The 24,317-nt window shown below is 71.3% G+C and carries 27 protein-coding genes; 10 read left to right on the top strand and 17 right to left on the bottom strand.

What is annotated here, in order from left to right:
• The first annotated feature begins 71 nt into the window (after positions 1-71).
• Positions 72-272 (top strand): hypothetical protein, encoded by a 201-nt coding sequence (locus ACN28F_RS26595; RefSeq protein ID WP_282228386.1) that lies wholly within the window; start codon positions 72-74, stop codon positions 270-272.
• Between the two features lie 97 nt (positions 273-369).
• On the opposite strand, the gene ACN28F_RS26600 is transcribed toward ACN28F_RS26595, so the two are convergent.
• The 3 genes from ACN28F_RS26600 to ACN28F_RS26610 form a co-directional block, all read right to left on the bottom strand.
• Positions 370-1,368 (bottom strand): aldo/keto reductase family protein, encoded by a 999-nt coding sequence (locus ACN28F_RS26600; RefSeq protein ID WP_282228385.1) that lies wholly within the window; start codon positions 1,366-1,368, stop codon positions 370-372.
• 117 nt (positions 1,369-1,485) lie between these two features.
• The gene (locus ACN28F_RS26605; RefSeq protein WP_421360208.1) at positions 1,486-4,584 is read right to left on the bottom strand and encodes a WG repeat-containing protein; all 3,099 of its coding nucleotides are present in this window, start codon (positions 4,582-4,584) and stop codon (positions 1,486-1,488) included.
• Between the two features lie 267 nt (positions 4,585-4,851).
• Positions 4,852-5,409, bottom strand: a complete 558-nt coding sequence (locus tag ACN28F_RS26610) for a helix-turn-helix domain-containing protein (RefSeq protein ID WP_421360210.1) — start codon at positions 5,407-5,409, stop codon at positions 4,852-4,854.
• A gap of 87 nt (positions 5,410-5,496) precedes the next feature.
• On the opposite strand from ACN28F_RS26610, the gene ACN28F_RS26615 reads away from it, so the two are divergent.
• Entirely contained in the window at positions 5,497-6,180 is a 684-nt protein-coding gene (locus ACN28F_RS26615) for an AzlC family ABC transporter permease (RefSeq protein WP_289210577.1), read from the top strand.
• Positions 6,177-6,488, top strand: coding sequence for an AzlD domain-containing protein (locus ACN28F_RS26620; RefSeq protein ID WP_421360212.1), 312 nt, complete (start codon positions 6,177-6,179; stop codon positions 6,486-6,488). Before ACN28F_RS26615 ends, ACN28F_RS26620 begins: the two co-directional genes overlap by 4 nt.
• Before the next feature lie 31 nt (positions 6,489-6,519).
• Here ACN28F_RS26620 and ACN28F_RS26625 read toward each other — a convergent pair whose 3' ends face one another.
• The 3 genes from ACN28F_RS26625 to nadA form a co-directional block, all read right to left on the bottom strand.
• Positions 6,520-7,098, bottom strand: a complete 579-nt coding sequence (locus ACN28F_RS26625) for a DUF3043 domain-containing protein (protein WP_421361525.1) — start codon at positions 7,096-7,098, stop codon at positions 6,520-6,522.
• Positions 7,099-7,271: 173 nt separating this feature from the next.
• Positions 7,272-8,627 carry a UDP-N-acetylglucosamine 1-carboxyvinyltransferase gene (gene murA, locus ACN28F_RS26630; RefSeq protein WP_348775158.1) on the bottom strand — a complete coding sequence of 452 codons (1,356 nt, stop codon included), beginning with the start codon at positions 8,625-8,627 and terminating at the stop codon, positions 7,272-7,274.
• A gap of 267 nt (positions 8,628-8,894) precedes the next feature.
• Entirely contained in the window at positions 8,895-10,064 is a 1,170-nt protein-coding gene (gene nadA / locus ACN28F_RS26635; RefSeq protein ID WP_421360213.1) for a quinolinate synthase NadA, read from the bottom strand.
• A gap of 69 nt (positions 10,065-10,133) precedes the next feature.
• On the opposite strand from nadA, the gene ACN28F_RS26640 reads away from it, so the two are divergent.
• The 3 genes from ACN28F_RS26640 (at position 10,134) to ACN28F_RS26650 (ending at position 12,924) form a co-directional block, all read left to right on the top strand.
• The gene (locus ACN28F_RS26640; RefSeq protein WP_421360215.1) at positions 10,134-11,279 is read left to right on the top strand and encodes a glycerate kinase; all 1,146 of its coding nucleotides are present in this window, start codon (positions 10,134-10,136) and stop codon (positions 11,277-11,279) included.
• A gap of 139 nt (positions 11,280-11,418) precedes the next feature.
• The gene (gene erpA, locus ACN28F_RS26645; protein ID WP_289210583.1) at positions 11,419-11,787 is read left to right on the top strand and encodes an iron-sulfur cluster insertion protein ErpA; all 369 of its coding nucleotides are present in this window, start codon (positions 11,419-11,421) and stop codon (positions 11,785-11,787) included.
• Positions 11,788-11,946: 159 nt separating this feature from the next.
• A complete protein-coding gene (locus ACN28F_RS26650) occupies positions 11,947-12,924 on the top strand; it encodes a carbohydrate kinase family protein (RefSeq protein WP_289210584.1) in 978 nt (325 codons plus the stop codon).
• A gap of 126 nt (positions 12,925-13,050) precedes the next feature.
• On the opposite strand, the gene ACN28F_RS26655 is transcribed toward ACN28F_RS26650, so the two are convergent.
• From ACN28F_RS26655 to ACN28F_RS26665, 3 genes are all read right to left on the bottom strand, one after another.
• Positions 13,051-13,965: an aminoglycoside phosphotransferase family protein gene (locus tag ACN28F_RS26655; protein WP_289210585.1), complete on the bottom strand. Its 915-nt coding sequence runs from the start codon at positions 13,963-13,965 to the stop codon at positions 13,051-13,053.
• A gap of 90 nt (positions 13,966-14,055) precedes the next feature.
• Entirely contained in the window at positions 14,056-14,256 is a 201-nt protein-coding gene (locus tag ACN28F_RS26660; RefSeq protein ID WP_421360217.1) for a DUF397 domain-containing protein, read from the bottom strand.
• A 14-nt stretch (positions 14,257-14,270) separates the two neighbouring features.
• Entirely contained in the window at positions 14,271-15,119 is an 849-nt protein-coding gene (locus ACN28F_RS26665) for a helix-turn-helix domain-containing protein (protein WP_281550756.1), read from the bottom strand.
• A gap of 102 nt (positions 15,120-15,221) precedes the next feature.
• On the opposite strand from ACN28F_RS26665, the gene ACN28F_RS26670 reads away from it, so the two are divergent.
• Positions 15,222-15,521, top strand: coding sequence for a hypothetical protein (locus tag ACN28F_RS26670; protein ID WP_421360219.1), 300 nt, complete (start codon positions 15,222-15,224; stop codon positions 15,519-15,521).
• A 10-nt stretch (positions 15,522-15,531) separates the two neighbouring features.
• Here ACN28F_RS26670 and ACN28F_RS26675 read toward each other — a convergent pair whose 3' ends face one another.
• The 3 genes from ACN28F_RS26675 to ACN28F_RS26685 form a co-directional block, all read right to left on the bottom strand.
• The gene (locus ACN28F_RS26675) at positions 15,532-16,146 is read right to left on the bottom strand and encodes a class I SAM-dependent methyltransferase (RefSeq protein ID WP_421360221.1); all 615 of its coding nucleotides are present in this window, start codon (positions 16,144-16,146) and stop codon (positions 15,532-15,534) included.
• 248 nt (positions 16,147-16,394) lie between these two features.
• On the bottom strand, positions 16,395-16,661 hold the full coding sequence (locus ACN28F_RS26680; RefSeq protein WP_421360222.1) for a sulfurtransferase TusA family protein: 267 nt from the start codon (positions 16,659-16,661) through the stop codon (positions 16,395-16,397).
• A complete protein-coding gene (locus ACN28F_RS26685; protein WP_289210590.1) occupies positions 16,658-17,797 on the bottom strand; it encodes a cysteine desulfurase family protein in 1,140 nt (379 codons plus the stop codon). Before ACN28F_RS26685 ends, ACN28F_RS26680 begins: the two co-directional genes overlap by 4 nt.
• 205 nt (positions 17,798-18,002) lie before the next feature.
• Between ACN28F_RS26685 and coxB the strand changes: the two genes are divergently transcribed.
• Complete coding sequence (gene coxB / locus ACN28F_RS26690; RefSeq protein WP_289210591.1) at positions 18,003-18,983, top strand: cytochrome c oxidase subunit II; 981 nt, start codon at positions 18,003-18,005, stop codon at positions 18,981-18,983.
• A 9-nt stretch (positions 18,984-18,992) separates the two neighbouring features.
• On the top strand, positions 18,993-19,418 hold the full coding sequence (locus ACN28F_RS26695) for a cytochrome c oxidase subunit 4 (RefSeq protein WP_289210592.1): 426 nt from the start codon (positions 18,993-18,995) through the stop codon (positions 19,416-19,418).
• Positions 19,419-19,431: 13 nt separating this feature from the next.
• Here the strand turns inward: ACN28F_RS26695 and ACN28F_RS26700 are convergent, their stop codons facing one another.
• The 5 genes from ACN28F_RS26700 to ACN28F_RS26720 all read right to left on the bottom strand — a co-directional run bounded on the left by ACN28F_RS26700 (position 19,432) and on the right by ACN28F_RS26720 (position 23,540).
• On the bottom strand, positions 19,432-19,575 hold the full coding sequence (locus ACN28F_RS26700; protein ID WP_282228368.1) for a hypothetical protein: 144 nt from the start codon (positions 19,573-19,575) through the stop codon (positions 19,432-19,434).
• Between the two features lie 27 nt (positions 19,576-19,602).
• Positions 19,603-20,808, bottom strand: a complete 1,206-nt coding sequence (locus tag ACN28F_RS26705) for a glycosyltransferase (RefSeq protein WP_289210593.1) — start codon at positions 20,806-20,808, stop codon at positions 19,603-19,605.
• A gap of 166 nt (positions 20,809-20,974) precedes the next feature.
• Positions 20,975-22,057: an anthranilate phosphoribosyltransferase gene (gene trpD / locus ACN28F_RS26710; protein WP_421360225.1), complete on the bottom strand. Its 1,083-nt coding sequence runs from the start codon at positions 22,055-22,057 to the stop codon at positions 20,975-20,977.
• Positions 22,058-22,095: 38 nt separating this feature from the next.
• Complete coding sequence (locus ACN28F_RS26715) at positions 22,096-22,503, bottom strand: hypothetical protein (RefSeq protein WP_289210595.1); 408 nt, start codon at positions 22,501-22,503, stop codon at positions 22,096-22,098.
• Positions 22,504-22,598: 95 nt separating this feature from the next.
• Positions 22,599-23,540, bottom strand: a complete 942-nt coding sequence (locus ACN28F_RS26720) for a cytochrome c oxidase assembly protein (protein ID WP_289210596.1) — start codon at positions 23,538-23,540, stop codon at positions 22,599-22,601.
• A 108-nt stretch (positions 23,541-23,648) separates the two neighbouring features.
• Between ACN28F_RS26720 and ACN28F_RS26725 the strand changes: the two genes are divergently transcribed.
• A complete protein-coding gene (locus ACN28F_RS26725) occupies positions 23,649-24,248 on the top strand; it encodes a cytochrome c oxidase subunit 3 (RefSeq protein ID WP_282228363.1) in 600 nt (199 codons plus the stop codon).
• Positions 24,249-24,317 lie beyond the last annotated feature (69 nt).

Genomic DNA, 24,317 nt, shown 5'->3' on the forward strand with positions numbered 1-24,317 from the left:
TCACCGGTACGGCCGCATGTCAGCGGTCGCGGCTAGGCTTACGGGCGTCCATCGCCGAGGGGAGCAGCGAGATGCCATGGAGTTGGCGGTACGAGGACGCGGACGGCCAGCCCGCGCAGGGACCTGCCGAGACGTTCGGCACCCAGGCCGACGCCGAGTCCTGGATCGGCCAGACCTGGCGGGAACTGGCGGCGGCGGGAGTCGCCTCCGTCGAGCTGCTGGAGGACGACCGGTCGGAGTACCGGATGAGCCTGCTGCCGGCCACCCAGTGACCTGACCCCGGGACTTCCTGCCCCGGTGGTCGACGTGGAGCGGGGCCGGGCCGGCCTGCTGGCCCGACCGGCCCCGCTCCACGTCACTGCCGTACCGTCACGGCCGACTGGCCGGGCTCACCGTCTTGCCCGGGTCCCGCTCGACGATCGGGTCCAGCACCTCGTCGATGGCCTTGAGTAGGCCGCTGTCCAGCTGGACGCCGCTGGCCTTGACGTTGTCCCGCACCTGCTCGGGGCGGGTCGCACCGATGATCGCCGACGAGACGTTCGGGTTCTGCAGCACCCAGGCGACGGCCAGCTGCGCCATCGTCAGGCCGGCCTGCTCGGCCAGCGGCTTGAGCCGCGCCACGGTGCTCAGCGTCTGGTCGGTCATGAACCGGGAGATGAACGTGGCACCGCCGGACTGGTCGGTGGCCCGGGAACCGGCCGGTGGCGGCTGCCCCGGCTGGTACTTGCCGGTCAGCACCCCCTGACCGAGCGGCGAGAAGACGATCTGCCCGAGGCCGAGCTCCTCGCTGGCCGGCACCACCTCCGCCTCGATCACCCGCCACAGCATCGAGTACTGCGGCTGGTTCGACACCAGCGGGATCTTCAGCTCGCGGGCCAGCGCGTGGCCCTGCCGGATCTGCGAGGCGTTCCACTCCGACACCCCGATGTAGTGCGCCTTGCCGGAGTGCACGACGTCGGCGAACGCCTCCATCGTCTCCTCCAACGGGGTGGCGTGGTCGAAGCGGTGCGCCTGGTAAAGGTCCACGTAGTCGGTCTGCAGCCGGCGCAGCGAGCCGTTGATCGACTCCATGATGTGCTTGCGGGACAGCCCCCGGTCGTTGGGGCCGGGGCCGGTCGGCCAGAAGACCTTGGTGAGGATCTCCAGGCCTTCGCGCCGCTCACCGCGCAGGGCCCGGCCGAGCACCTCCTCGGCCTTGGTGCCGGCGTACGTGTCCGCGGTGTCGAAGGTGGTGATGCCCACGTCCAGCGCGGCCCGTACGCAGGCGTGGGCGGCCTCTTCCTCCACCTGCGATCCGTGGGTGATCCAGTTTCCGTAGGAGATCTCGCTGACGAGCATGCCGGAGCGGCCTAGGTGTCGGAATTCCATGGCCCAACCCTAGTCGTCGGTTCGCGTTCCGGCTGCACGCTCTGCCTCGCGTACAGCGGTAAATCGATCTCGCGGTGCCGGCGGCGGACCGGTTGTCCGGTTACCGGGCGACGCACGTCACAGCACCGGTTTGGTGTCCGCCAACAGCCGGTCGATCTCGTCCATCACGGCCGTCCGGCTCGGATGCACCGGGTCGATGAGCGGCTCACCGCGCCGGTCCAACGCCCCCCACCGGCCGCTGGGCACCGCGACGAGGAACGCCACCGGATGGATCGCCATCGCCGGATGTACCGGCGGCACGATCACCCGTCCGGACCGGTCGACCACCCCCTTGCGCCCGCCGGCGTCGATGATCGCCAGGCCCTCGTCGGTGAATCCGTCGATGTACCGGCCGTCGGTCAAGGCGGTCGGGAATCCGCCGTACCGGGTGGGCAGCAGCAGCCGGCCGGTCTTGTCGACCGCGCCCCAGCCGCCCCGGCGGACCACCGCCACACCTCGACGGAACGGCCGCACGTCGTCGAACCCGGCCCCGATCACCACGGTGTTGTCCCGGTCGATCGCGATCCAGCTGCCGGTGCCGTCGGCGGTCACCCAGGCGAGCCCGTCGGAGTACGAGCCGACACTGATGTACCCGGCGGTCTGGGCGATCCGGACCGCTCCGGACTCGTCGATCAGCTCCCAGAACCGGGACTCGGGGCGGCGTACCCAGGCGACACCCTCGTGGAACGGCTGCACGTCGGCGAAGGCGGGGGCGATCACCAGCTGACCGTCGGCGTCGGCGTACCCCCAGCACTGGGCCTGGTCGCTGAAGGTCGGCCGGGGCGCCCGGTGCAGCTGGAGGATCTCGTCACGCTGGCGTGGATACGGCCCCCAGCCATTCTCGGCGACCTTGGCGAAGACCGCGTCCAACGCCAGTTCGGTGCGGGCGATGAGGTCCGGGTCCTCGACCTTGCGCAGCTCCAACGCCCGTTCGAAATGGTTGCACGCCTCCATGTAGCGGCCCTGGTCGTAGCAGGACCGGCCGGCGTGTTCGTGCATGGTGGCCCGCAACCGGTCGGGCAGTTCGGCCGAGTTGGCCTCCTCGAACAACCGGTCCGCCTCGGCGAAGTCGCCACGCCACTGCAGTACGTGCGCCAGCCGGGCCTGGGCGATCGCGATCCGCCGCAGTTCACCGGTGGCTTCCGCGTGGGCCAGCGCCAGCTTCGCGTCGGCCAGCGCCTTGCCGAGGTCGCCGAGGATGCGGGAGACCACCGCCCGCAGGCTCAGCAGCCGGGCCCGGGTGGCGTTGTCGGTCGCCGGGGCGATCTTCTCCGTCAGCCGGTCCCGGATCGCCCGCAGATCGTCGGGATTCTCCACCAGCTCCCGCAGGGTCTCGTGGTGGAATCGCCACCGGTACGCCGACAGCACCTGCTCCGGGTCGGCCGGGGCGGGTTCGGCCGGTGCCGGCGGGTCGGTGGGCGGTCGGGTCTGGTCGGTGGCATCGGCGGCGGCCGGTTCGTCCGGGCGCACCAGCGGTGCCAGCATGGTCGGCGCGCCGAGGGCGGTGGCGGCCCCGGCCGCCGTACCGGTGACCGGCAGGACCGTGTCCGGGCTCGCCGCCGGCGGCTCTCCCGGCGGTTGTTCGACCTCGACCTGTCGGTGTCCATCGACCGGCCGGTGTCCGTCGGCTCCGGCCGTGCCGGCGGCGTCGAGGTCGGCGTCGACCGGGTGTCGCGCCGGCTCGTGCCCGACCTGTTCGCGGTCGTCGGCGTCCGCGCCGCCATCCGCCGGTGCCCCCGACACCGGCACGGGCGGTGCCGGTTGCTCGGCCACGGGCGGTGCCGCCGACACCGGCGCGGGGGGTGCCGGGGACACGGGTACGGGTGCCTCGGCAGCGGGCGGGGCCGACGTCGGCGTGGCTGTCGGCGCGGTACGGCGTACCACCGCTGACGGTGGCACCTCGCGTTCCGGCTGGTCACGCACGATGTACGGCGGGGGAGCATGGCGGGGCTCGGGCTTGGCCCGTACGACGTAGGTGGCGTCCGCAGCCTGCTCCCGGCGTACCGGTCGGACCTGCGGATGCTCGCCGGTGGCCGTGCTGACCCGGAACTCCGGCGGCGGACCGGCCGGTGCGGAGACCGGGATGGGCAGCTGCTCCCCGGTCTGGTCCGGCGCCGTGGGCAGGGGGCGGGGCGGCGTCGTTCGGTGCGGCGGTGGCGGCGGTGTGGGGCGGCGTTCAGGACCGTCGACCCGCCCGGTCGGCGGGGCGGCCGCCCGTGCCGCCGGCGGCAGCTGATCGCGCGGCGGCACCGACGGTCGCTGCGGTGCGGTCTGGCGGGCGGGCGGTGGCGGGGTCGCCGGCATCGCCCGGTAGACCTCGGCCGACTGTGGGCGGGCCGGTTCAGGGCGCGCGGGCGGGCCGGCCGCCTCAGCGGGCCGGGTCGGCCACCAGGGTTGCTCGGCGCGGGGGTCCGGCTGGCTGCGGGTACGGTCGTCGCGCCGTGGGCTCTCCGCTGGACGTTCCCGTGGCCTTTCCCACTGCTGCGGCTGGCCGTCGGGGTGCGGCGGGCGCGCGGGCGGCTCGCGACCTGGCTGCGGCTCGGGGCGTCGGCCCGGCTCGGTGATCCGGCGGGCGGTGTACGGCTCCGCTGGCCCCCGTCGCTGCCCCTGGTCCGGCGGTGGTGCGCCACGGTCCGGCGGTGGTGCGCCACGGTCCGGCGGTGGTGCGCCACGGTACCGGTCCGGGGCCGGTCCGCGCTGATGGAAGACATCGTCGGGGTGCGGTCGCCGATGGAAGACGTCGTCGGAGTGCGGTCGCTGACGGAAAGCGTCGTCGGGGTGACGGCGGGTGGCTGGTTCCCGGCGTCGGTACTCCTCGGGCTGCTCCTCGGCACCCGGCCGACCACGGCCGGGGCCCGGCTGGTACACGGTCGCCCGGCCGACGCCGGCCGTCGGTGGTGGCGGCGGCGGGTCCTGGTCACGGCGCGGGCGGCGGCGCGACGACGGGTCGCCGGGGTAGCGCTGACCGGGCAGCGGAGCCCATTCGTTGGTGGGGTCGGTGACCCAGGTCGGCTCCTCGGGACGACGGTCCCGGGCCCGACGCATCGCCTCCCACCGGTCGTCGTCGTCCCAGGCGGCGACGGTCCGGTCCGCGCCGGCGCGATCAGCGTCGTCCGGGTTACCGTCGTCGTCCCAACGCCAGGACTGCCAGCGGCGGTCGAAGTAGCCTTCGGTCACGCCCGCACCCCGTCGAGAGCTGCGGTGGTCCGTACCGGTCGCCGGGCAGGCGGGAGCCCTGTGAACGGTTCACGTGGCTCGCTCACGGCGATGTCACCTCGTCGCAATACTCGCTCGGCAACCGTGGCAACCCGATTGAGTCCCCCGGCCCGGTGGCAGCATGGTTGCGGATGGAGGGTAGCCGCGCAGGCTCGGTCGACGCTACCGAACCGCCCGGACTGAATCGAAACAGTGTTCTCCGCTGTGGGATTTCCGGTCGTCGTCGGTCTACCGGTACTCCATGATCAGCACGGCGGAGGTTCCGGCCGTCATCGCCTGGTAGAGGTGTGGCTGGTCGGCGGTGAAGCTCACGTAGTCACCGACGTCGAGGTCGACCAGCTGGTCGACGGGGCCGGTACGCAGCCGTCCGGTCGCTACGACCAGATGCTCCACGCTGCCGGGCAGATGTGCGGTGGCGACCCTCGCGGTGCCGGGCTCGACACGGACCAGGTGCAGGTCACGTCGTACCGTGCCGGCCGCCGCCGAGAGCAGGGTGCTGACGAAGTCGGAGTGTTCGGAGCGTAGTCCTGGCCCGTCGCCGGCCCGGACGACCCGCACCGCCGGGCTGGGCGGCTCGATGAGCCGGCTGAACGGGATCCCGAGGGCGACCGCGAGCGACCAGACGGTCTCCACGCTGGGATTGCCACTGCCCGATTCGAGTTGCGACAGCGTCGACTTGGCGATGCCGGCCCGCCGGGCCAGTTCGGTCAGGGACAGACCGGCCCGGTCCCGTTCCCGGCGTACGGCGTGCGGGATCGCCGTCAGTGGGGAGGTCTCGGAGGACATGTACGCTCCATCGGTCGATAGCGTTCGGTTTGACGAACGGGTTGCGGTCTGTTCATCATCCCGAACATGAAGCCGGATCACTGAACGGTGGCGGGCCCGACCCGGCTCCGCGACATCGCCGCCGTGGCGGCTGCGGTGGGAGCCGTCGGAGCCTCGTTCGGCGCGATCGCCACCGCCGCCGGCCTGCCCGGCTGGCTGGCCGTGGCGATGTCGGTCCTGGTCTTCGCCGGCGGGGCGCAGTTCATGGCGGTCGGCCTGCTCGCCGCCGGCGCCCCAGTGGCGGCGGTCGCCGCCGGCCTGCTGCTCAACGCCAGGCACCTGCCGTTCGGTCTCGCGCTCGCCCCGGTCATCGGGGAGCGCTGGTGGCAGCGGCTGGTCGGCAGCCACCTGCTCACCGACGAGGCGGTCGCGTTCACGCTCGCCGAGCCCGACCCGGCCCGGCGACACCGCAGCTTCTGGCTGACCGCGCCAGCGATCTTTCTCTGTTGGAACGTCGGCACCGTACTCGGCGTCTGGCTCGGCACCACCGTCGCCGACCCGGCCGACCTGGGCCTGGATGCGGCATTCCCGGCCGGCCTGCTCGCCCTGCTGCTGCCGGCGCTGCGGGAACCGACCGTACGGCGGTGTGCGCTGGTCGGTGCCGGTGTCGCCGTACTCACCACCCCGGTGCTGCCCGCCGGCCTGCCGGTCCTGCTCGCCCTCGTCGGTCTGGTGACGCTCGCCCTACCCGGTCGCCGTCGCCGCCCGGCCCCACCGCAGGAGGTCCGATGACGGTGCTCGCCGTCGTGCTGGCGCTGGCCGTCGGCACGTACGCCTTCCGGGTGACCGGCGTCCTGCTGGCCGACCGGCTGACGCTGCCCGCCCCGCTGCGCCGGCTGCTGCCGATCGCGGCGGCGACCCTGCTGGCGGCGCTCGCCGCGACCGCCGCGCTGACCGAGTCCGCCGGATTCGCCGGTTACGCCCGCCCCGTCGGTGTGCTGGTCGGGGTGGTCCTGGCATGCCGACGCGCGCCGTTCATCCTGGTGGTGGTGGCTGCCGCCGCGACCACGGCGGTGCTGCGGCTGCTCGGCGTGCCGTGAGCCGGGCCGTGCCCGGCGGACCGGGTCGTCGTCAGATCTTGTCGCCGAGCTGCACCCGGGGCACCGGGGTGCGCATCCGGCGGAACGTCATCGCCCGCATGATGGCGTAGAAGTACAGGCCACCCATCCGCTCCGTCGACTTCGGGAACCGTTGCCGGACCAGCTTGCGGATCCGGCGGGAGATCAGCACCGAGTCGACGACGACGGCCAGCGCCAGGGTCACCCAGAGCAGGTTCGAGCCCAACTGCACCACCGGCGGCATGGTCGGTCCCGAACCGATCAGCACCAGCAGCGCGCCACCGAAGAACCAGGTGCCGACGGTACGGCGGGAATCGACCACGTCGCGGGCGAGTCCCCGTTCGGGGGCGCGGTCGCGGGGGCCACCCTCCCGCCGGAACTCCTCGGAGATCGCCGCCCGCCGGGCCCGCCGTTGCTCACGGGCCTCCTGCTTGGTCAGCGGCTTCGCGTCCCCGGCCGGCCGTCGGCCGGCGGCCGGACGCTTCGGGGTGACCACCCCGAGCTCCTTCTTGCTCGGCGTGTAGCCCCGGGGGCGGTCCGAGCCGGACTCCTCAGGCGTGGGGAGGTCGTCCTCCGGTCGGTCGGCTTCCACGACATCGGCGGCGGCTTTGCGGCGAAACAGCGACGGCACGCGTGAAGGGTAGCCAACCAGGGGCGTCAGCCGCACCTCGCACCCGTACGGCCGGCACCCTGCTCCGACGATCTTGCGCTTATCGAGAAGATTTGTCGTGAATGTCTCTCGATAAGCGCAAGATCGTTGGGGATTCAGGGGCGTTCGACGTGGGCGCCGAGATCGGCCAACTTCGCCTCGAAGTCCTCGTACCCGCGGTTGATCAGGTCGACGCCGTACACCCGCGAGGTGCCCTCGGCGGCGAGTGCGGCGATCAGATGGCTGAACCCGGCCCGCAGATCCGGGATGACCAGGTCCGCGGCGTGCAGCTTGCTCGGGCCGGCGATGACCGCCGAGTGCTTGAAGTTGCGCCGACCGAACCGGCACGGGGTACCGCCCAGGCACTCCCGGTAGACCTGGATCGTCGCGCCCATCGTGTTGAGCGCCTCGGTGTAGCCCAGCCGCTGCTCGTACACCGTCTCGTGGACGATCGACAGCCCCCGCGCCTGGGTCAGCGCGACGACCAGCGGCTGCTGCCAGTCGGTCATGAATCCGGGGTGCACGTCGGTCTCGAGGGCGACCGCCCGCAGCTCGTTGCCGGGGTGCCAGAAGCGGATGCCACCCTCCTGGCCGGTGCTGCCGACCCGGGGCGGCCGGGCGTCGGTGACCTCGTAGGCGCCGCCGACCGAGCGGAAGACGTTCAGGAAGGTCATCATGTCGGCCTGCTGGGCACCGAGCACGTTGACGTCGCCGCCGGTGGCCAGCGCCGCCGCCGCCCAGCTCGCCGCCTCGATCCGGTCCGGGATCGGCCGGTGCGAGTAGCCGCCGAGCCGGGGGACACCGTGGATCTCGATGACCCGGTCGGTGTGCACCTTGATGATCGCGCCCATCTTCTGCATGACGCAGATCAGGTCGATGATCTCCGGCTCGACGGCGGCGTTGCGCAGCTCGGTGACGCCGTCGGCGAGCACCGCGGTCAACAGCACCTGCTCGGTGGCGCCGACACTCGGGTACGGCAGCTCGAACTTGGTGCCGTGCAGCCCGTTCGGGGCGGTCAGGTGCAGCCCCTGCGGGGTCTTCTCGACGACCGCGCCGAACTCGCGCAGCGCCTGCATGTGGAAGTCGATCGGGCGCGGGCCGATGTGGCAGCCGCCGAGGTCCGGGATGAAGGCGTGGCCGAGCCGGTGCAGCAGCGGACCACAGAACAGGATCGGGATCCGGCTGGATCCGGCGTGCACGTTGATCTGGTCGAACGAGGCGCTCTCCACGTTTGCCGGGTCCAGCAGCAGTTCGCCGTCCTCGGCGCCGTCGCTGACCTTGACTCCGTGCAGTTCGAGCAGACCGCGCACGACCTCGACGTCGCGGATCCGCGGTACGTCGTACAGCCGGCTCGGCTCGTCACCGAGCAGGGCGGCCACCATCGCCTTGGAGACGAGATTCTTGGCACCTCGGACCCGGATCTGTCCGTGCAGCGGAGTGCCGCCATGCACGATCAGGACGTCGTCGGTCAACGAAACCTCCAGCGCGTCGATGCTGCCGTCGTATGGGGTGGAGCGGTTGCCCGGCGATGCGGGGAGAAATGTGTCCCGGCCGGCGGTGGGCGAAACCACGGGCATCGAAGATCCGCGTTGCCCGTTCGTCGCCTGGGGCAGCATAGCGCTCTGTGATGAGAGTGGGATCCCGCAAGCGCTGCGATTGGCACGAATTCGGGAACGACGGTACGTAAATGTAGGTTCTACATTACGTACGGTGACTGAATTGTGGTGTCGCGCATCCGATCAGGGCAGCGCCAACATCTGATCCAGGGCGACCCGGGCGAAGTGTGCCGTCCGCTCCTCGACCGTGATCTGGTTCGGCACCCGACCGGCGACGAGCTCTTCCAGTGCCCACACCAGGTGCGGCAGGTCGATCCGGTTCATCGTCGAGCAGTAGCAGACCGCCCGGTCCAGGAACATGATCTCCTTGTCCGGGTGGGCCAGCGCCAGCCGGCGGACCAGATTCAGCTCGGTGCCCACCGCCCACGCCGAACCGGCCGGTGCCGCCTCGATGGTCCGGATGATGTACTCCGTCGAGCCGACCTGATCGGCCGCGGTGACCACCTCGTAGCGGCACTCCGGGTGGACCAGCACGTTCACCCCGGGCACCCGCATCCGTACCTCGTCGACGCTGCTGCGGGTGAACCGACCGTGCACCGAGCAGTGCCCCCGCCACAGCACCATCTTCGCCTCGCGCAGCTGCTGCGCGGTCAGCCCACCGCCGGGCTTGTGCGGGTCGTAGAGCACACAGTCGTCGGCATCCAGGCCCATCTCCAGCACCGCCGTGTTGCGGCCCAGGTGCTGGTCCGGCAGGAACAGCACCCGCTGGCCACGCTCGAACGCCCAGGTCAGCGCCCGCTTGGCGTTGGACGAGGTGCAGACCACGCCGCCGTTGCGCCCGACGAACCCCTTGATGTCCGCCGAGGAGTTCATGTATGTCACCGGCACCGTCGAGGTCGCCGCACCCGCGTCGGCGAGCGCCTCCCAGGCGGTCTCCACCTGACCCAGCACCGCCATGTCCGCCATCGAACAGCCGGCGGCCAGGTCCGGCAGGACCACCCGCTGGGCGTCGCTGGTCAGGATGTCGGCGCTTTCGGCCATGAAGTGCACACCGCAGAACACGATGAACTCCGCCGACGGCCGGGCGGCGGCCTCCCGGGCCAGCTTGAACGAGTCGCCGGTCACGTCGGCGAACTGGATCACCTCGTCACGCTGGTAGTGGTGCCCGAGGACGAAGACCCGGTCACCCAGCGCCGCCTTGGCGGCGCTGGCCCGGGCGACCAGGCCCGGATCGCTCGGTGCCGGCAGGTCACCGGGACACTCCACGCCGCGCTCGGTCGCCGGATCGGCACCCCGGCCGAGCAGCAACAGGGCGGTCGCGGTGCTGGACGGCTCAACCCACGTCGAAGTCACGAGATCCATGCTCGCACAGGTCCGCCCGCCTGCGACCAGTCAGCGTGTGGCCTGCCACACTGCCAGACCATGCGGGTCCTGATCTGTCCGGACAAGTTCGCCGGCACCCTCACCGCTCCCGAGGTGGCGGCCGCCGTCGCCGCCGGCTGGCGGGACCGGGCACCTATCGACGAACTCGTGGAGCTGCCGCTGTCCGACGGGGGACCGGGCTTCGTCGACGCCCTGGCCGGGTCGACCGGCGGGCGGCGGGTCGCCGTACCCACCGTCGACCCGCTGGGCCGGCCGGTCGCCGGGGAGATCCTGCTGGTCGACGACCCGGCCGGGCGGACCGCGTACGTGGAGAGCGCCCAGGCGTGCGGCCTGCACCTGCTGACCCCGACCGAGCGTGACCCGAAACACACCACCTCGTACGGCCTCGGTGTGCTGGTGCTCGCGGCGGTCGAGCACGGGGCCCGCCGGATCGTCGTCGGGCTCGGTGGTTCGGCCACCAACGACGCCGGGGCCGGCATGCTCGCCGCGATCGGCGTCACCCCGCTGGACCCCGCCGGCTACGCCCTGCCGTACGGCGGTGCGGCGCTCGCCGCCGCCGAGTCCCTGGACGGCGTACCCCGGCTGCGGGGCGTCGAACTGGTCGCGGCGACCGACGTCGACAATCCGCTGACCGGGCTGCACGGGGCCAGCAACGTGTACGGGCCGCAGAAGGGCGCCGACCGGGCCGACGTACTGCTGCTCGACGCCGCGCTGGAACGCTTCGCCGGCGTCCTGGTCGCCGGCCTGCCCGGCTGCCCCCCGCAGCTGGCGGCGCTGCCCGGAGCCGGCGCCGCCGGTGGCCTCGGGGCCGCCCTGCTCGCCCTCGGCGGCCGCTGCGAATCCGGCATCGCGCTGGTCACCGGGCTGATCGGGCTGGACGCCGCGCTGGACGCGGCGGATCTGGTGGTCACCGGCGAAGGGTCGTTCGACCACCAGTCGCTGCGCGGCAAGGTGGTCGCGGGGGTGGCCGGTGCCGCCCGGGACCGGGGACTGCCCTGCGTGGTGCTGGCCGGCCAGGTTGCCACCGGCCGACGGGAGGCCGCCGCGGCCGGGGTCACCGAGACGTACGCCCTGGTCGACCACTTCGGGGGGGAGACGGGTGGCGGGCTGGAGCAGGCGCTGGCCCGCCCGGCCGAGGGGCTGCGCCGGATCGCCGCTCGGCTGGCCGGTCAGTGGAGCCGCTGACCGGCCGTCCGGTCATGAGGAGCGTGACACTGGTGGCTCGTCACGGACAGATTGTCGGTGCCGGATTGGGAATCGCCGCCGGGGCGGTTAGCGTTACCTGATACGGACGAATACGCACCGTCGCAGGGGAGACCAACTCGTGAGCACATCAGCCCAGTCCGAAACGGCCGAGACCGCCGCCTCGACCACCATCGTCCTCACCGACATGGCGGCCGAGAAGGTCAAGGCCCTGCTCGACCAGGAGGGCCGCGACGACCTGCGGCTGCGGGTCGCCGTCCAGCCGGGTGGCTGCTCGGGCCTGCGGTACCAGCTGTTCTTCGACGAGCGCTCGTTGGACGGGGACGTCGTCAGTGACTTCGGCGGCGTCGAGGTCGTGGTGGACCGGATGAGCGCCCCGTACCTTGCCGGCGCGAAGATCGACTTCGCCGACCGGATCGACGCCCAGGGCTTCACGATCGACAACCCGAACGCGCAGAACTCCTGCGCCTGCGGCGACTCCTTCCACTGATCCCGTCGGTCGCGTCACCGTCCGGGCCGGTCCGCCGGCACCGGACGGTCACGTGTGGGGAGATCGTGCTCAATTGAGACTGGTACGGGTTCTGATCGCCCCCGTGCCGGTAAGCTGGCCGACGCACGTTTTTCATACCCCCGACACACGAGGGCCCTCATGAAGATCGCCGTCACCGGCTCGATCGCCACCGACCACCTGATGCACTTCCCGGGCCGGTTCGCCGGTCAGCTGATCGCCGACCAGCTGGACAAGGTCTCCCTGTCGTTCCTCGTCGACGACCTCGTCGTCCGCCGGGGCGGGGTGGCGGCGAACATCTCCTTCGGGATGGCCCAGCTCGGCCTGCGGCCGGTCCTGCTCGGTGCGGTCGGTGCCGACTTCGCCGACTACCGCTCCTGGCTGGAACGCCACGGCGTCGACTGCGACTCGGTACACGTCAGCGAGTTGGCGCACACGGCCCGGTTCGTCTGCACCACCGACGACGACCTGTGCCAGATCGCCTCCTTCTACGCCGGCGCGATGAGCGAGGCCCGCAACATCGAGCTGGCTCCGGTCGCCGCCCGGGTCGGTGGGCTCGACCTGGTGCTGGTCAGCGCCAACGACCCGGCGGCGATGCTGCGCCACTCGGCCGAGTGCCGCGACCGGGGCTACCGGTTCGCCGCCGACCCGTCGCAGCAGCTGGCCCGGATGAGCGGCGAGGATGTCCGGCAGCTCATCGACGGAGCAGAATATCTGCTGACCAACGAGTACGAGCGGTCGCTGCTGGAGAGCAAGGTCGGCCTCAGCGGCGACCAGCTGCTCGACCTGGTGACGGTACGGGTCACCACGCTCGGCGCCGACGGGGTGGAGATCACCGGCCGGGGCATCGAGCGGATCCACGTACCGGTGGCCCGCGACGTCGTCGCCGACGACCCGACCGGTGTCGGTGACGGGTTCCGGGCCGGTTTCTTCGCCGCGCTCGGCTGGGGTCTCGGCCTGGAGCGGGCCGCGCAGGTCGGCTGCCTGGTCGCCGCGCTGGTGCTGGAGACCACCGGCCCGCAGGAGTACGACGTCAAGCCGGACATCTTCCTCAAGCGTCTCGCCGACTCCTACGGCGACGCCGCCGCCGAGGACGTCCGCCCCTTCCTGCCCGCCTGACGTACGTAGCAGCTCGGCCGTCGGCCCGTCGCGGGTCAGCGCCAAGATCAATGTGAGCGCCATGGGTCTCATCCACGCTGGTTGACACCCATAGCGCTCACATTGATCTTCAACCTGATCGGCCAGCTATCCCAGCCGGTTCAGCGCGGCGGTGAGGAAGGCGTCACGGCGGGCGTTGAGGGTCGCCGCCGACAGGTCGTCGCGGCCCTGGGCGTGGATCGTGGCGAGAGACAGCGCCAGATCGCTGGGCAGGTTCTGCGCTGCGACCGCGTCCCAGTAGGCGAGTGACTGCGGGCGTACGCCGGTGACGTCGGCCCAGCCGGCGAGAACCTGGTCTGCTGCGTTCCCGCCGAACATCAGCGCCGCGTCCAGCCGCAGCGCGGACAGGTCGATGCCGTTGTCGCCGACTCCGGCCATGTCCCAGTCGATCAGCCCGGCGACGGCGTCGCCGGTCCACATCAGGTTGCCCTGCCACAGGTCGCCGTGTACCAGTACCAGATCGCCGACCGGCACCGGGTGCCGCCGGATCCGCTCGTCGGCGTAGCGCAGCAGCGGGGTCGTACGGTCGGTGCCGGCGGCCCGCTCCCGGGCGAAGTCCCGCGCCGCGATCGGTCGGGTGCGTACCGGCAACTGCGGCGAAGGCTCGACGGCGATGGTGCGTAGGGCCCCTGCCACCGCGCCCATGGCCCGTAGCCGGGCGGCGGTCGGCTCGATCGGTATCGCACTACGACCAGGCACAACGGTCTGCAGGAGCGCGGCGCTCCCAGATCCTGTGTCGCCGGTGTCGTATCCGATGATCCTCGGTGCCGCTACGCCCTGTTCCTCAGCGAGCCGGAGTGCGGCGATCTCGGTGAACAGCCGGGCGGGACGCGCCGGGTCGACCGTCTTGAGCACCGCTTCGGTGGTACGGCCGCGCTGCGTGATCCGCAGCAGCCACGGATTGTCGCCTGCCCGCAGTCCGCGCACCACCCGGACAGTCGCGTCGCCGCCGATCATTCCAGCGACCCAGTCGAGCACAGCGTGATCGGGGACCGTCGCCATCACCGTCCTTTCAGGTCCCCGCAACCGCCCTTGGGGCCTGCTTACGCGGGCACTTCGGGCGTCGCGCAGGTCGGGGCGGTCGCTGTCGGGTCAGCCAACATGATCAGCAGCCAATCGAGTGACGAACGCGGTCCACTGGTCAGCGGAGAAGAGCAGCGTCGGCCCGGTGCGGTCCTTGCTGTCGCGGACCGCGACAGCGTCCGGCAGTACGGCGCACTCGACGCAGTCGCCGTTGTTGGCGCTGCGGCTGCTGGTGAACCAGCGGGCGGTGGTCAGGTCGGGGGTGGGCATGACAGCCTCCAGCGCTATGCCGCGTCGGCCAGCTCCCGGATCAGCGCGCGGGAATCGGCGGGCGAGAGAGCGGCCTGACGCAGGTTGTCCGCCACCATCGTATAAGTGCGGACACCGTCCGGGTCCTGGATGTACATGGCACCGTCGAGCAGTTCGGTGTAGGCGATCGGCCGGACCCGGTCGAAGTCCAGCACCACGAACTTGCCGAGCGGCGTAGCGGCATGCGGCCCGTCCTCGGGCCGGAGGATCTGGACGGTGACATGCGGCAGGCTGGCGAGGTCGGCCAGGTGCCGCAGTTGTGCGCGCCTGGTGTTGTCGCCGTTGACCCGCAACCGCAGCGCCGCCTCGCCGATCACCGCGTGCAGCGTCAGTGGCTCGTCGTCGGTGAGCCGGCGGGCTCTGGCCTGACGGAACGACACGAACCGTTCAGCGTGGTCGGGCCGGACGAACCCGGTGCCGAGGGTGAGCGCCTGGGCGTACTCCTCGGTCTGCAGCAGGCCGGGGAGCACCATCGACTCGAAGACGAACGCGCTGTCGGCCAGTCCTTCCAACCCGACGTAGGTCCGGAACCAGTCGGGCACGACGTTCGCCCAGGGAGCCCACCAGGTCTTGGCATCCGACCGGCCGGCCAGCGAGGTGAGCCGTTCGATCGTCGGCTGATCGGCGCCGCAGGTCCGCAGCACCTTGGCGATGTCGTCCGGGAACTGCTGGTAGCGGCCGGTCTCCATGTGCCCGAGCTTGGGTTTGCCGATCCCCGTCTCGGCGGACAGTTCACTCAGCGACATCGGCACGTCGCGCCGGTAGCGACTCAGCTCGGCGCCGATCAGCCAGCGCAGCGCCGAGGGGTCCATCCGTGTGCTCATCACTCCCGCCTTCCGCTAGCGATGCAGTCATCATTGCCTATTGCCAATCTCGAGGCAACTACTTACGCTAGACGTCTAGCCGCCGATGGAGGGGAGCGTGTAGTGGACGGGAACGAAGGGCCATGGTTGTCTGGGTTTGATGACGAGCAGCGCGGGCTGCTGGAAGACCTACACGGGGAGCCGCCGGCGCGCTTCGCTATCTGCGAGGAGACCGAGGGCAGCGAGGACAGTCGGGTGCTCGGATGGGGTCTGGCGTTTGACGACGAAGCCGTGGTCGTGCCCACCAACGGCGGTCTCCCCAATCCGTTCAGCGGCATCAAGGCAGCACTGCGGCTGTACGGGATGGTCCACCCCGTACAGCTGGTGTGGGTCGACCCGCCCGACGGTCGCCAGCTGACCTGAACCGCGGAGGTCAGGCCGGTCGCAGCACCGCGACCAGGAAATCGGAGTCGTCGCGGTACGGGCGCAGGTCCCAGGTCGCCAGCAGCAGATCCTCGACCAGATCGGCGGCGTGCATGTCGGCCAGGAAGTCGGTGACCGGGTAGCCCCGGTCGGTGCCGAACCCGACCACGATCCGGCCGCCGTCGCGCAGGTGCAGCCGCATCCGGCGCAGCACCTCCTGGCGGGTGTCCGGCGCCAGGAACGTCATGACGTTGCCGGCGCTGACGATCGCGTCGAAGCCGTCGGTGATGCCCTGTGCGGGCAGGTCCAGCTCGGCCAGGTCGCCGACCAGCCACCGCGGGCCGGGGTGGTCCTGCCGGGCGGCATCGATCAGCACCGGGTCCAGGTCGACGCCGACGACGTCGTGACCGGCGGCGGCCAGCGCCGCGCCGACCCGGCCGGGTCCGCAGCCGGCGTCCAGCACCCGCGCGGTACGCGGCAGCATCGCGTCGACCAGCCGTGCCTCACCGTCGAGGTCGACACCGTCGCGCGCCAGCGACCGGAACCGGTCGACGTACCACTGTGAGTGCCCTGGGTTGGACTCCAGCAGTTTGCTCCACCCGTTTTCTGCACTCACGCCCGCCATCCTCGCACGCATGACGCCGGCCCGGAGCAGCTGCCGCCGGTCCAGGCCAAGCGCGCCGATCCAAGGTCCAGCGCGCCGACCCGGGCCAGGCACGGATCCCAGCGGTATACCTGTGAGGAATAATTATTCCTCACAGGTATACCGACATGTCGCAGTAGGTGTCCCGGGCGTCGGTCGACCCGTGGCGTCGGCCAGTGAGTCCGGCGGAGGCCAATGGGTCCGGCGGAGGCCAATGGGTCCGGCGTTGGTCAGTGGGTGCGGCGGATGTCGAAGGCGGGGGAGCCGCCGACGGTCGAGGCGGCCACGAACTCCTGGCCGCGGATCCGGCACCAGGCCGGGATGTCCAGGGCGGCGGCCGGATCGTCGGCCAGCACCCGCACCACCGACCCGACCGGCAGCTGCGGCAGCCGCCGGGCCAGCGCGATCACCGGCAGCGGGCAGCGTTGACCGAGGCAGTCGATGGTCTCCACCGCCGCGTCACCTGAGGGCCGCAGCACCGCGTCGTCGTCGGTCACAGGCCGACCACTCCGGCCTCGGCCCGCAGGTCGGCCACCACCTGCGGCAGGTCGGCCAGGAACCGGTCCACGTCGGCCTCGGTGGTGTCGGAGTGCAGTGAGACCCGGACGTTGCCGTGCGACAGCACCCCCATCGCCTCCAGCACGTGCGACGGGCGCAGCGTCGACGCGGTACACGACGAACCGGAGGAGACGGCGTGCCCGCGCCGGTCCAGCGCGTGCAGCAGTGCCTCGCCGTCGACGTACAGGCAGGAGAAGGTGACCAGGTGCGGCAGCCGGTCGGTCGGGTCGCCGACCACCTCCACGTCCGGCACGGTCGCGGCGACCGTCGCGCGGATCCGGTCCACCAGCGCCGACAGTCGGGCGGCCTGCGCGTGGGCCTCGGCCGCCGCCGCGCGCAGGGCCGCCGCCGACGCCACCACCGCCGGCAGGTTCAGCACCCCGGGGGTACGGCCGGACTCGCGCTCGTCGGCCGGGTAGGGCGACTCCCAGCGGGTGCCCTTGCGGACCGCCAGCACCCCGACGCCCGGCAACCCGCCCCACTTGTGGGCGCTGGCCGACAGCACCGACCAGCCGTCGGGCACCGGCACCCGGCCCACCGACTGGGCTGCGTCGACGTACAACGGCACCCCGTGTGCGGCGCAGGCCCGCGCCGCCTCGGCGACCGGCTGAACGGTGCCGACCTCGTGGCTGGCGCTGATCAGGGCGGCGAACGCCACACCCGGCCGGGCCACCGCCGCCGACCACTCGGTCAGGTCGAGCCGGCCGAGCCGGTCCACCGGTACGGACACCGCCTCGCCGTCGGCGTCGGTGTGGCGCCGCGCGGCGTGCAGCACCGCCGAGTGTTCGATCGCCGAGTGCACCAGGGTCCGGCCGACCCGGCGCCGCCCGGCGAGACCGCCGAGTACGGCGGCGTGCGCGGCGACCGTACCGCTGGATGTGAACGAGATCTCGTCGGCGCGGACCCGCAGCGTCTCGGCGGTGGCCGCGCGGGCCGCGTCCAGCAGTTGACCTGCCCGGCGGGCCTGGGAGTAGAGCCGGGCCGGGTCGGCCCAGCCGTCGGCCAACGCCGCCGTCAGGGCCTCGCGGGCAACCGGGTGCAGCGGCGCGGCGGTCGCTGCGTCGAGATAGCTCACAGCCCTCGACGGTACGCCCCACCTCGACCACCGTCGGCAGTCGTGGCAGGTGACAATCAAGACCCCTCGCCGATCTCGGCGTGACTGGTCGAGTAATCTGCGACCGTCGGTGACGCCTTTGGTCGCTGATGTCGCCACACGTGCCCGGTGCTCGCGCGCCGGCGCGCAGGTGGCATCGGTGACGCCGTCAGGGAGGCAGGACCAGGTGGTCGCGAGGGATTCAGCAGCGCAGCGCACGGGCGTACGGCCCGACGCTGGTGATCGTGCGCGGGCCGGGCAGGGGCGCGGTCGGCGCAGCCGGCCGCAGCGGGTGGCCGGGCTGGGCCTCGGCGGTGCCGCACTGCTCACCCTGCTCACCGGCTGTGACGTCGGCGCGGCCTTCGACGGCTTCGGCTGGCCACAGGGCGGTATCACCCCGCAGGCCAACCAGATGTACGACCTGTGGATCGGGTCGGTCATCGCCGCGCTCGCCGTCGGTGTGTTCGTCTGGGGCCTGATCTTCTGGTGCATCATCCGCTACCGCAAGCGGGGCGACCAGCTGCCGGTGCAGACCCGGTTCAACATGCCGATGGAGTTCCTCTACACCATCGCCCCGATCCTGGTCGTGTCGGTGCTGTTCTACTACACGGCCGTGGTGCAGACCGACGTCGACCGGCTCAGCGAGGACCCGGACGTCACCGTCGAGGTCGTCGCCTTCAAGTGGAACTGGCAGTTCAACTATCGCGACGGGGTCGGCGAGGACGCCAATACGGTCGCGTCGACGGTCGGTTCGTCGGACATCATCCCGGTGCTGGTGGTCCCCTCCGAGCGGACCGTCCGGTTCGAGGAGACCAGCACCGACGTGATCCACTCGTTCTGGGTGCCGGAGCTGCTGTTCAAGCGGGACGTCTTCCCGGGCAGCATCCGCAACCAGTTCGAGGTGACCATCCAGCAGAACGGTGCCTACGTCGGCCGCTGCGCCGAGCTCTGCGGCACGTACCACTCGATGATGAACTTCGAACTGCGGGTGGTCAGCCCGGAGCAGTACGACCGGTTCCTCGACGAGAAGCAGGGTGGTGCCTCCACCCAGGATGCGCTGCGGGCGATCGGGGAGGAGCCGTACGCGGTCACCACCTTCCCGTTCGAGACCAAGCGGGACGCGCAGAACTTCGGCAACGCGAGCGCCCCCCAGGGCGCGGGGAACTGAGGAGCCGCAATGAAGACCGAGTGGCGGATCTTCGCCGTCGTCGCGGCGTTCCTGCTCGTCGTGTCCGGGGTCTACCCGGCCTGGACGTACGGGCAGTTGGGGCACGTCGAGTGGATCGGCACCGTGGCGCTGATCCTGTCGTTCCTGCTCTGCACGATGTGCGGCGGGTTCTTCTGGTTCGTGTCGCGCCGCATCGACCTGCGGCCCGAGGACCGGCCGGACGCCGAGGTCGCCGACGGTGCCGGTGAGGTCGGCTTCTTCAGCCCCGGCAGCTACTGGCCGTTCGGGGTGGCGCTGGCCGCCACGATCGCCGGGCTCGGCTTGGTCTTCTGGCAGTGGTGGCTGATCATCTTCGGTCTGGTGTCGGTGACGGCGGCAGCGGCCGGCCTGCTCTTCGAGTACTACACGGGCACCCGGCGTACCGCCGAGCACTGACACCGACACTGGTTCACCGGTCCCGGCGGCGACGCAGGGCGGCACCCCAGCGGGCGACGGTGACCAGCGCCGTACCGATGGCGAGGGAGAGCGCACCGATCAGCCCGAGGGCGGCGGCCGGCGCTCCGGTGACCGGAAGGTCCTGGCTGGCGGACATGTTTTCACCTCCTTCGAGGGGCGCGGTTCATGCGGTCGCGGGGGTGCCGATCCGCTCCGGTGAGGACCAGACACAGCGGTCGACGGTGGGTTGCCGTACCGCCTTGACCGCCGCGTGGACGAAGATCACCCGGTAGATCAGGTCGGCGACCATGATCAGCGGCAGCATGAGCAGCAGTTGCGGGTGGCGCAGCCGCCAGGCGACCAACGCCACCCAGATGCCCTGCCCGGCGGCGAGCAGCAGCAGGCCGGTGCCCAGGCCCGGTCCGGCGCTGGCCAGGACCCACAGCGTGACCGGGGCACCGAGCACGTACAGCGCCCAGTGCAGGATCAGCAGCACGTACGCGTAGTCGAAGGTGCTGACCCGCCGGCCCACCCGGTGACCGAGGATGCCCTGGAAGGTGCCCCAGAGCCACCGCAGGTTCTGCTTGTACCAGTCCCGTAGCGTGGTCGGGTCCTGCAGCAGCGCGGTGGCGCGGGGGGCGTAGACGACCCGGCCGAGCCCGCGACGGTGGGTCTCCAACACCCAGTACGTGTCGTCGACGATGTACGGCGGCTGCTGCGGCAGGACCCGGTCGAGCAGTTCCACCCGGTACAGGGAGTTGGAGCCGGAGATGCAGTTCATCACGTTGAAGTGGCTCTGGATCCGGCGCAGGAAGAGTTGATAGTTCCAGTAGCTGTAGGCCCGCTTGGCCAGCCACGGGTTCCACCGGTGCTCGCGTGGCCACCAGGTGACGTTGTGGCCGACCGCGATCGCGACCTGGTCGGTCATCGTCGCCAACGTCTCGGTGACGAAGTTCTCGGCGATGATCACGTCGTCGTCGAGGATCGCGACCGCCCGGAACCGCGTACCGAGCCGGAAGTGGCGGTAACCGGCGTGCAGCGCGGCCGGTTTGCCGACGTTCGTGGCCAGGTCGAGCACCTCGGCGCCGGCGTCGGCGGCCTGCCGGGCGGTGTCGTCGGTCGAGGCGTCGGAGACGACGAAGACCGGTGCCCCGGTACGGCGGGCGGCGGTGACCGCGGCGGCGATGGTACCGGCCCCGTTGCGGCAGGCGATCAGGACGGCGACCTGGTCGTGGCGTACCGGGCCGTAGCGGGGGTGGTCGGCGTCGGCGGTCCGGGCCCGGCGGCGGACCCGTTCGGGGCGGAGCAGGCCGTAGCCGAAGGCGACCAGCAGGGAAACGAGGAAGAGTGCGCCGAGGACGATCAGTGCGGTAAGGAAGATCCGCAGCATCGCTGACCTCAAGGGGGGAGGGAGCGGTGGACGCCGCGTCCTTGCGGTCAGCGACTACGCTACGTCACTGGATTGGTGGATAAAAGGGGCGTTACTGGGAATATCCACGTAACTTGCTGTGAAAATGTCGCTGGAGGCTCATCGGTCCCAGTGGTCCCGTGCGTGGTCAGTCCCCGCTGGCGTCGCGGGCGGCCCGGGCGACCTGCACCCAGCGGTCCAGCAACGCCGCTGCCGCCCCGTCGTCGATCGCCTTCGCGGCACGGTCCAGTTGGGCGCGCATCGTGGGCAGCAGCGTGTCGGCCGACGCCGCGCCGGTCTGTACGGCGTGCGCGGCGAGCGCGGCCGCCGCGTTGACCAGGACCGCGTCCCGGACCGGGCCGGTGTCGCCGGCGAGTAGCCGATGGGCCACCTCGGCGTTGAAGCGGACATCCCCGCCACGCAGGTCACCGGGGGCGCTGCGGGCCACCCCGAGGTCGTCGGCGGCATCCACGACCATCGCCTGCACCCGGCCGTCGGCGGCGAACCAGACCCGGGTCGGGGCGGCGGTGCTCAGCTCGTCGAGCCCGTCGTCGCCGCGCATCACCAGCGCGGTGTCGCCCCGGGCGGCGAACACCTCGGCCATCACCGGCGCCATCCGGGAGTCGAAGCAACCGATCGCACCGGACCTCGGCCGGGCCGGGTTGCTCAGCGGACCGAGGAAGTTGAACACGGTGGGCACACCGATCTCCCGCCGGGTCACGCCGGTGTGGCGCATCCCCGGGTGGAACCGGGCGGCGAAGCAGAACGCGATGCCGGCCTCGGCGACACACCGGGCGACCCCCTCGGGGCCCAGATCCAGTGGGATGCCGAAGTGCTCCAGCAGGTCGGCGGCGCCACAGGAGGAGGAGGCGGCCCGGTTACCGTGCTTGACCACCCGGGCGCCGGCGGCCGCCACCACGAGCGCGGCCATCGTGGAGATGTTCACCGTGTGTGCCCGGTCGCCGCCGGTGCCGACCACGTCAACCGCGTCGGCGCGCAGCGCGTCCGGCAGGCCGACCGGTACGGCGTTGGCGAGCATCGCCTCCACCAGCCCGACCAGTTCCGCCGGGGTCTCGCCCTTGGCGCGCAACGCGACGGCGAACCCGGCGATCTGGGCGGGGGTGGCGGAGCCCGCCATGATCTCGCCCATCGCCCAGTTGGTGTCGGCGGTGGCGAGTTGCTCGCCCGTGATCAGGGTGTGGAGCAGGTTCGGCCAGGACCGGTCACCCATGGGGGCCTCCCAGGTGCGATGGGGGTGGGTGGTGCGGCTCAGGCGGCCGGCAGCTTGCCGGCCCGCCGGCGGAGCAGGCCAGCGACGGTCTGCCCGGTGGTCACCGGGTCGAGCGGGTGCATCAGGGTGCCGTCGACCTCGGCGAAGGCGGCCAGCCAGCGGTCGGCGGCCCGGGCGATCACCACGCAGGTCGGCGGGGAGTCGGCGCGGTCGTCCTTGATCTGTCGGGCGATGCCGAGCCCGCCACCGGGGGTGGCCTCGCCGTCGAGCAGCAGCAGGTCGATCTCGTACTCGTCGACCAGCCGGATGCATTCGGCGTAGTTGGCGGCGTCGACGAACTCGACGGTCAGGTCGCTGGCGGGTCGGGTGCCGACGGCCAGGCGCATCCGGTCCCGCACCTGCGGGTCGTCGCTGTAGAGCAGGACGGTGTGCACGCGTTCGGTCATCTTCTCGCTCGACTCCCACCTCGTAGCTGCGCGCCGATCGTACCGCCCGGCACCGTCGCGGTCGGTACCGGTGGCCGGCCCGGCGGCCACCGTCGTCACTCGCTGGCGACCGTCTCCGGGGCCTGCGGCACTGCCCGGCCTTCGAGGTCACGGCTGAGTCGGGCCTCCTGGCGGTCGAGGTCGCGGTCGACGCGCCGGGCCTCCCGCTCGGACTGGCGCATCCACTGCACGACGAGCACGGCGAGCATGGTGACGCTGACGAACTCGCCACCGGCCCACAGGACGCCGCCGGCCACCTTCTGGTCCGCCCAGGGGTCGGCCCAGGTCAGGCCGAGGGACGGGTACCAGTCGCCGCCGAACAGGGTGGTGCTCTGCATGACGGTCAGTCCGAGCACGGTGTGGAACGGTACGGAGAGCACCATCAGCAGCGCCCGGGCCGGGTACGGCCAGCGGCCGGGTAGCGGGTCGAGCCCGACCAGCGGCCAGAAGAACAGGCAGCCGGTCATGATGAAGTGGGCGTGGACGAACTCGTGGGCGAGGGTGCTCTCCAGGGTCAACCGGTACAGATCAGTGAAATACAGCACAAACGGGTTGATGACGAACAGGCCGAACGCGACCAGCGGGAACGTGACCACCCGTACGTACCGGCTGTGCAGGACGGCGAGCAGCCGCCGTCGGGGTGCGCCGGTGAGCGTCCGTAGCGCCAGGGTGACCGGTGCGCCGAGGGCCAGGAAGATCGGCGCGATCATCGACAGCACCATGTGCTGGACCATGTGCACGGACAGCAGGGTGGTGTCGTACGCGCCCAGCCCACTGACCGTGACCGCCGCGATACCGCCCAGACCCGGGCCGATGAACAGCACGGTCCGCGACACCGGCCAGCGGTCCCCGCGCAGCCGCAGCCGGTGGACGCCGTAGAGGTACAGCCCGGCGGCGACCACGAGCCCGAGCGCCAGCCAGTTGTTCAACTGGACCTCGGTGAACAACGCGGAGACGGTGAACGGCTCCACGGCGACGATCAGCTCGGCCTCTGCCACGCCGTCGAGGCTATGTCAACGCAGCCGGTCGGCTTCATCCGGCCCGCTACCGGGTCGGGTTTGCCACCCCGCCGATCGTGGGCGCTGACCGGCAGCAATAATGACCGCGTGACTGCGGCCCCAGCGATTGACAAGAGCCGGATCCACTCGCTGACCCGACCGAACATGGTCAGCGTCGGGACGATCGTGTGGCTCTCCAGCGAACTCATGTTCTTCGCGGCGTTGTTCGCGATGTACTTCTCCATCCGCGCGGCGGACTACAGCATGTGGGAGAAGCACACCGTCTCGTTGAACATCCCGTACGCGACGGTGTTCACCGCGATCCTGGTGGCGTCCTCGGTCACCTGCCAGATCGGGGTGTTCGCGGCGGAGCGGGGTGACGTGCACGCGCTGCGCCGCTGGTTCACCATCACCTTCGTGATGGGCCTGATCTTCCTGCTGGGGCAGATCAACGAGTACCGCGAGCTGGTCCACCACGGCATCAAGATCAACGGCGACGGGTACGGCTCGGTGTTCTACCTCACCACCGGCTTCCACGGGCTGCACGTGGCCGGCGGGCTGGTCGCCTTCCTGATCTACATGATCCGCTCCACGATGGGCCGCTTCACCCCGGCGCAGGCCACCTCCGCGATCGTCGTGTCCTACTACTGGCACTTCGTCGACGTGGTCTGGATCGGCCTCTACCTCATGATCTACTGGCTGCAATGATCGACTTGCGGTCACGCTCCGTGCTGACGCCGTGTCGCAACCTTCAGACAGGTCGCAAAACCGTTAAGG

Origin of the sequence: Solwaraspora sp. WMMA2101 (assembly GCF_049179175.1) — a bacterium.
Lineage (GTDB): Bacteria > Actinomycetota > Actinomycetes > Mycobacteriales > Micromonosporaceae > Micromonospora_E.

What these genes read in the sequence shown, in the direction of transcription:
- ACN28F_RS26665 (WP_281550756.1), bottom strand. Translation starts at nt 15,119, where the DNA reads ATGAGCACACGGATGGACCCCTCGGCGCTGCGCTGGCTGATCGGCGCC.
- ACN28F_RS26660 (WP_421360217.1), bottom strand. Translation starts at nt 14,256, where the DNA reads ATGCCCACCCCCGACCTGACCACCGCCCGCTGGTTCACCAGCAGCCGC.
- ACN28F_RS26655 (WP_289210585.1), bottom strand. Translation starts at nt 13,965, where the DNA reads ATGGCGACGGTCCCCGATCACGCTGTGCTCGACTGGGTCGCTGGAATG.
- ACN28F_RS26650 (WP_289210584.1), top strand. Translation starts at nt 11,947, where the DNA reads ATGAAGATCGCCGTCACCGGCTCGATCGCCACCGACCACCTGATGCAC.
- ACN28F_RS26695 (WP_289210592.1), top strand. Translation starts at nt 18,993, where the DNA reads ATGAAGACCGAGTGGCGGATCTTCGCCGTCGTCGCGGCGTTCCTGCTC.
- trpD (WP_421360225.1), bottom strand. Translation starts at nt 22,057, where the DNA reads ATGGGTGACCGGTCCTGGCCGAACCTGCTCCACACCCTGATCACGGGC.
- ACN28F_RS26700 (WP_282228368.1), bottom strand. Translation starts at nt 19,575, where the DNA reads ATGTCCGCCAGCCAGGACCTTCCGGTCACCGGAGCGCCGGCCGCCGCC.
- ACN28F_RS26675 (WP_421360221.1), bottom strand. Translation starts at nt 16,146, where the DNA reads ATGGCGGGCGTGAGTGCAGAAAACGGGTGGAGCAAACTGCTGGAGTCC.
- ACN28F_RS26640 (WP_421360215.1), top strand. Translation starts at nt 10,134, where the DNA reads ATGCGGGTCCTGATCTGTCCGGACAAGTTCGCCGGCACCCTCACCGCT.
- ACN28F_RS26595 (WP_282228386.1), top strand. Translation starts at nt 72, where the DNA reads ATGCCATGGAGTTGGCGGTACGAGGACGCGGACGGCCAGCCCGCGCAG.
- ACN28F_RS26620 (WP_421360212.1), top strand. Translation starts at nt 6,177, where the DNA reads ATGACGGTGCTCGCCGTCGTGCTGGCGCTGGCCGTCGGCACGTACGCC.
- ACN28F_RS26715 (WP_289210595.1), bottom strand. Translation starts at nt 22,503, where the DNA reads ATGACCGAACGCGTGCACACCGTCCTGCTCTACAGCGACGACCCGCAG.
- ACN28F_RS26705 (WP_289210593.1), bottom strand. Translation starts at nt 20,808, where the DNA reads ATGCTGCGGATCTTCCTTACCGCACTGATCGTCCTCGGCGCACTCTTC.
- ACN28F_RS26610 (WP_421360210.1), bottom strand. Translation starts at nt 5,409, where the DNA reads ATGTCCTCCGAGACCTCCCCACTGACGGCGATCCCGCACGCCGTACGC.
- ACN28F_RS26600 (WP_282228385.1), bottom strand. Translation starts at nt 1,368, where the DNA reads ATGGAATTCCGACACCTAGGCCGCTCCGGCATGCTCGTCAGCGAGATC.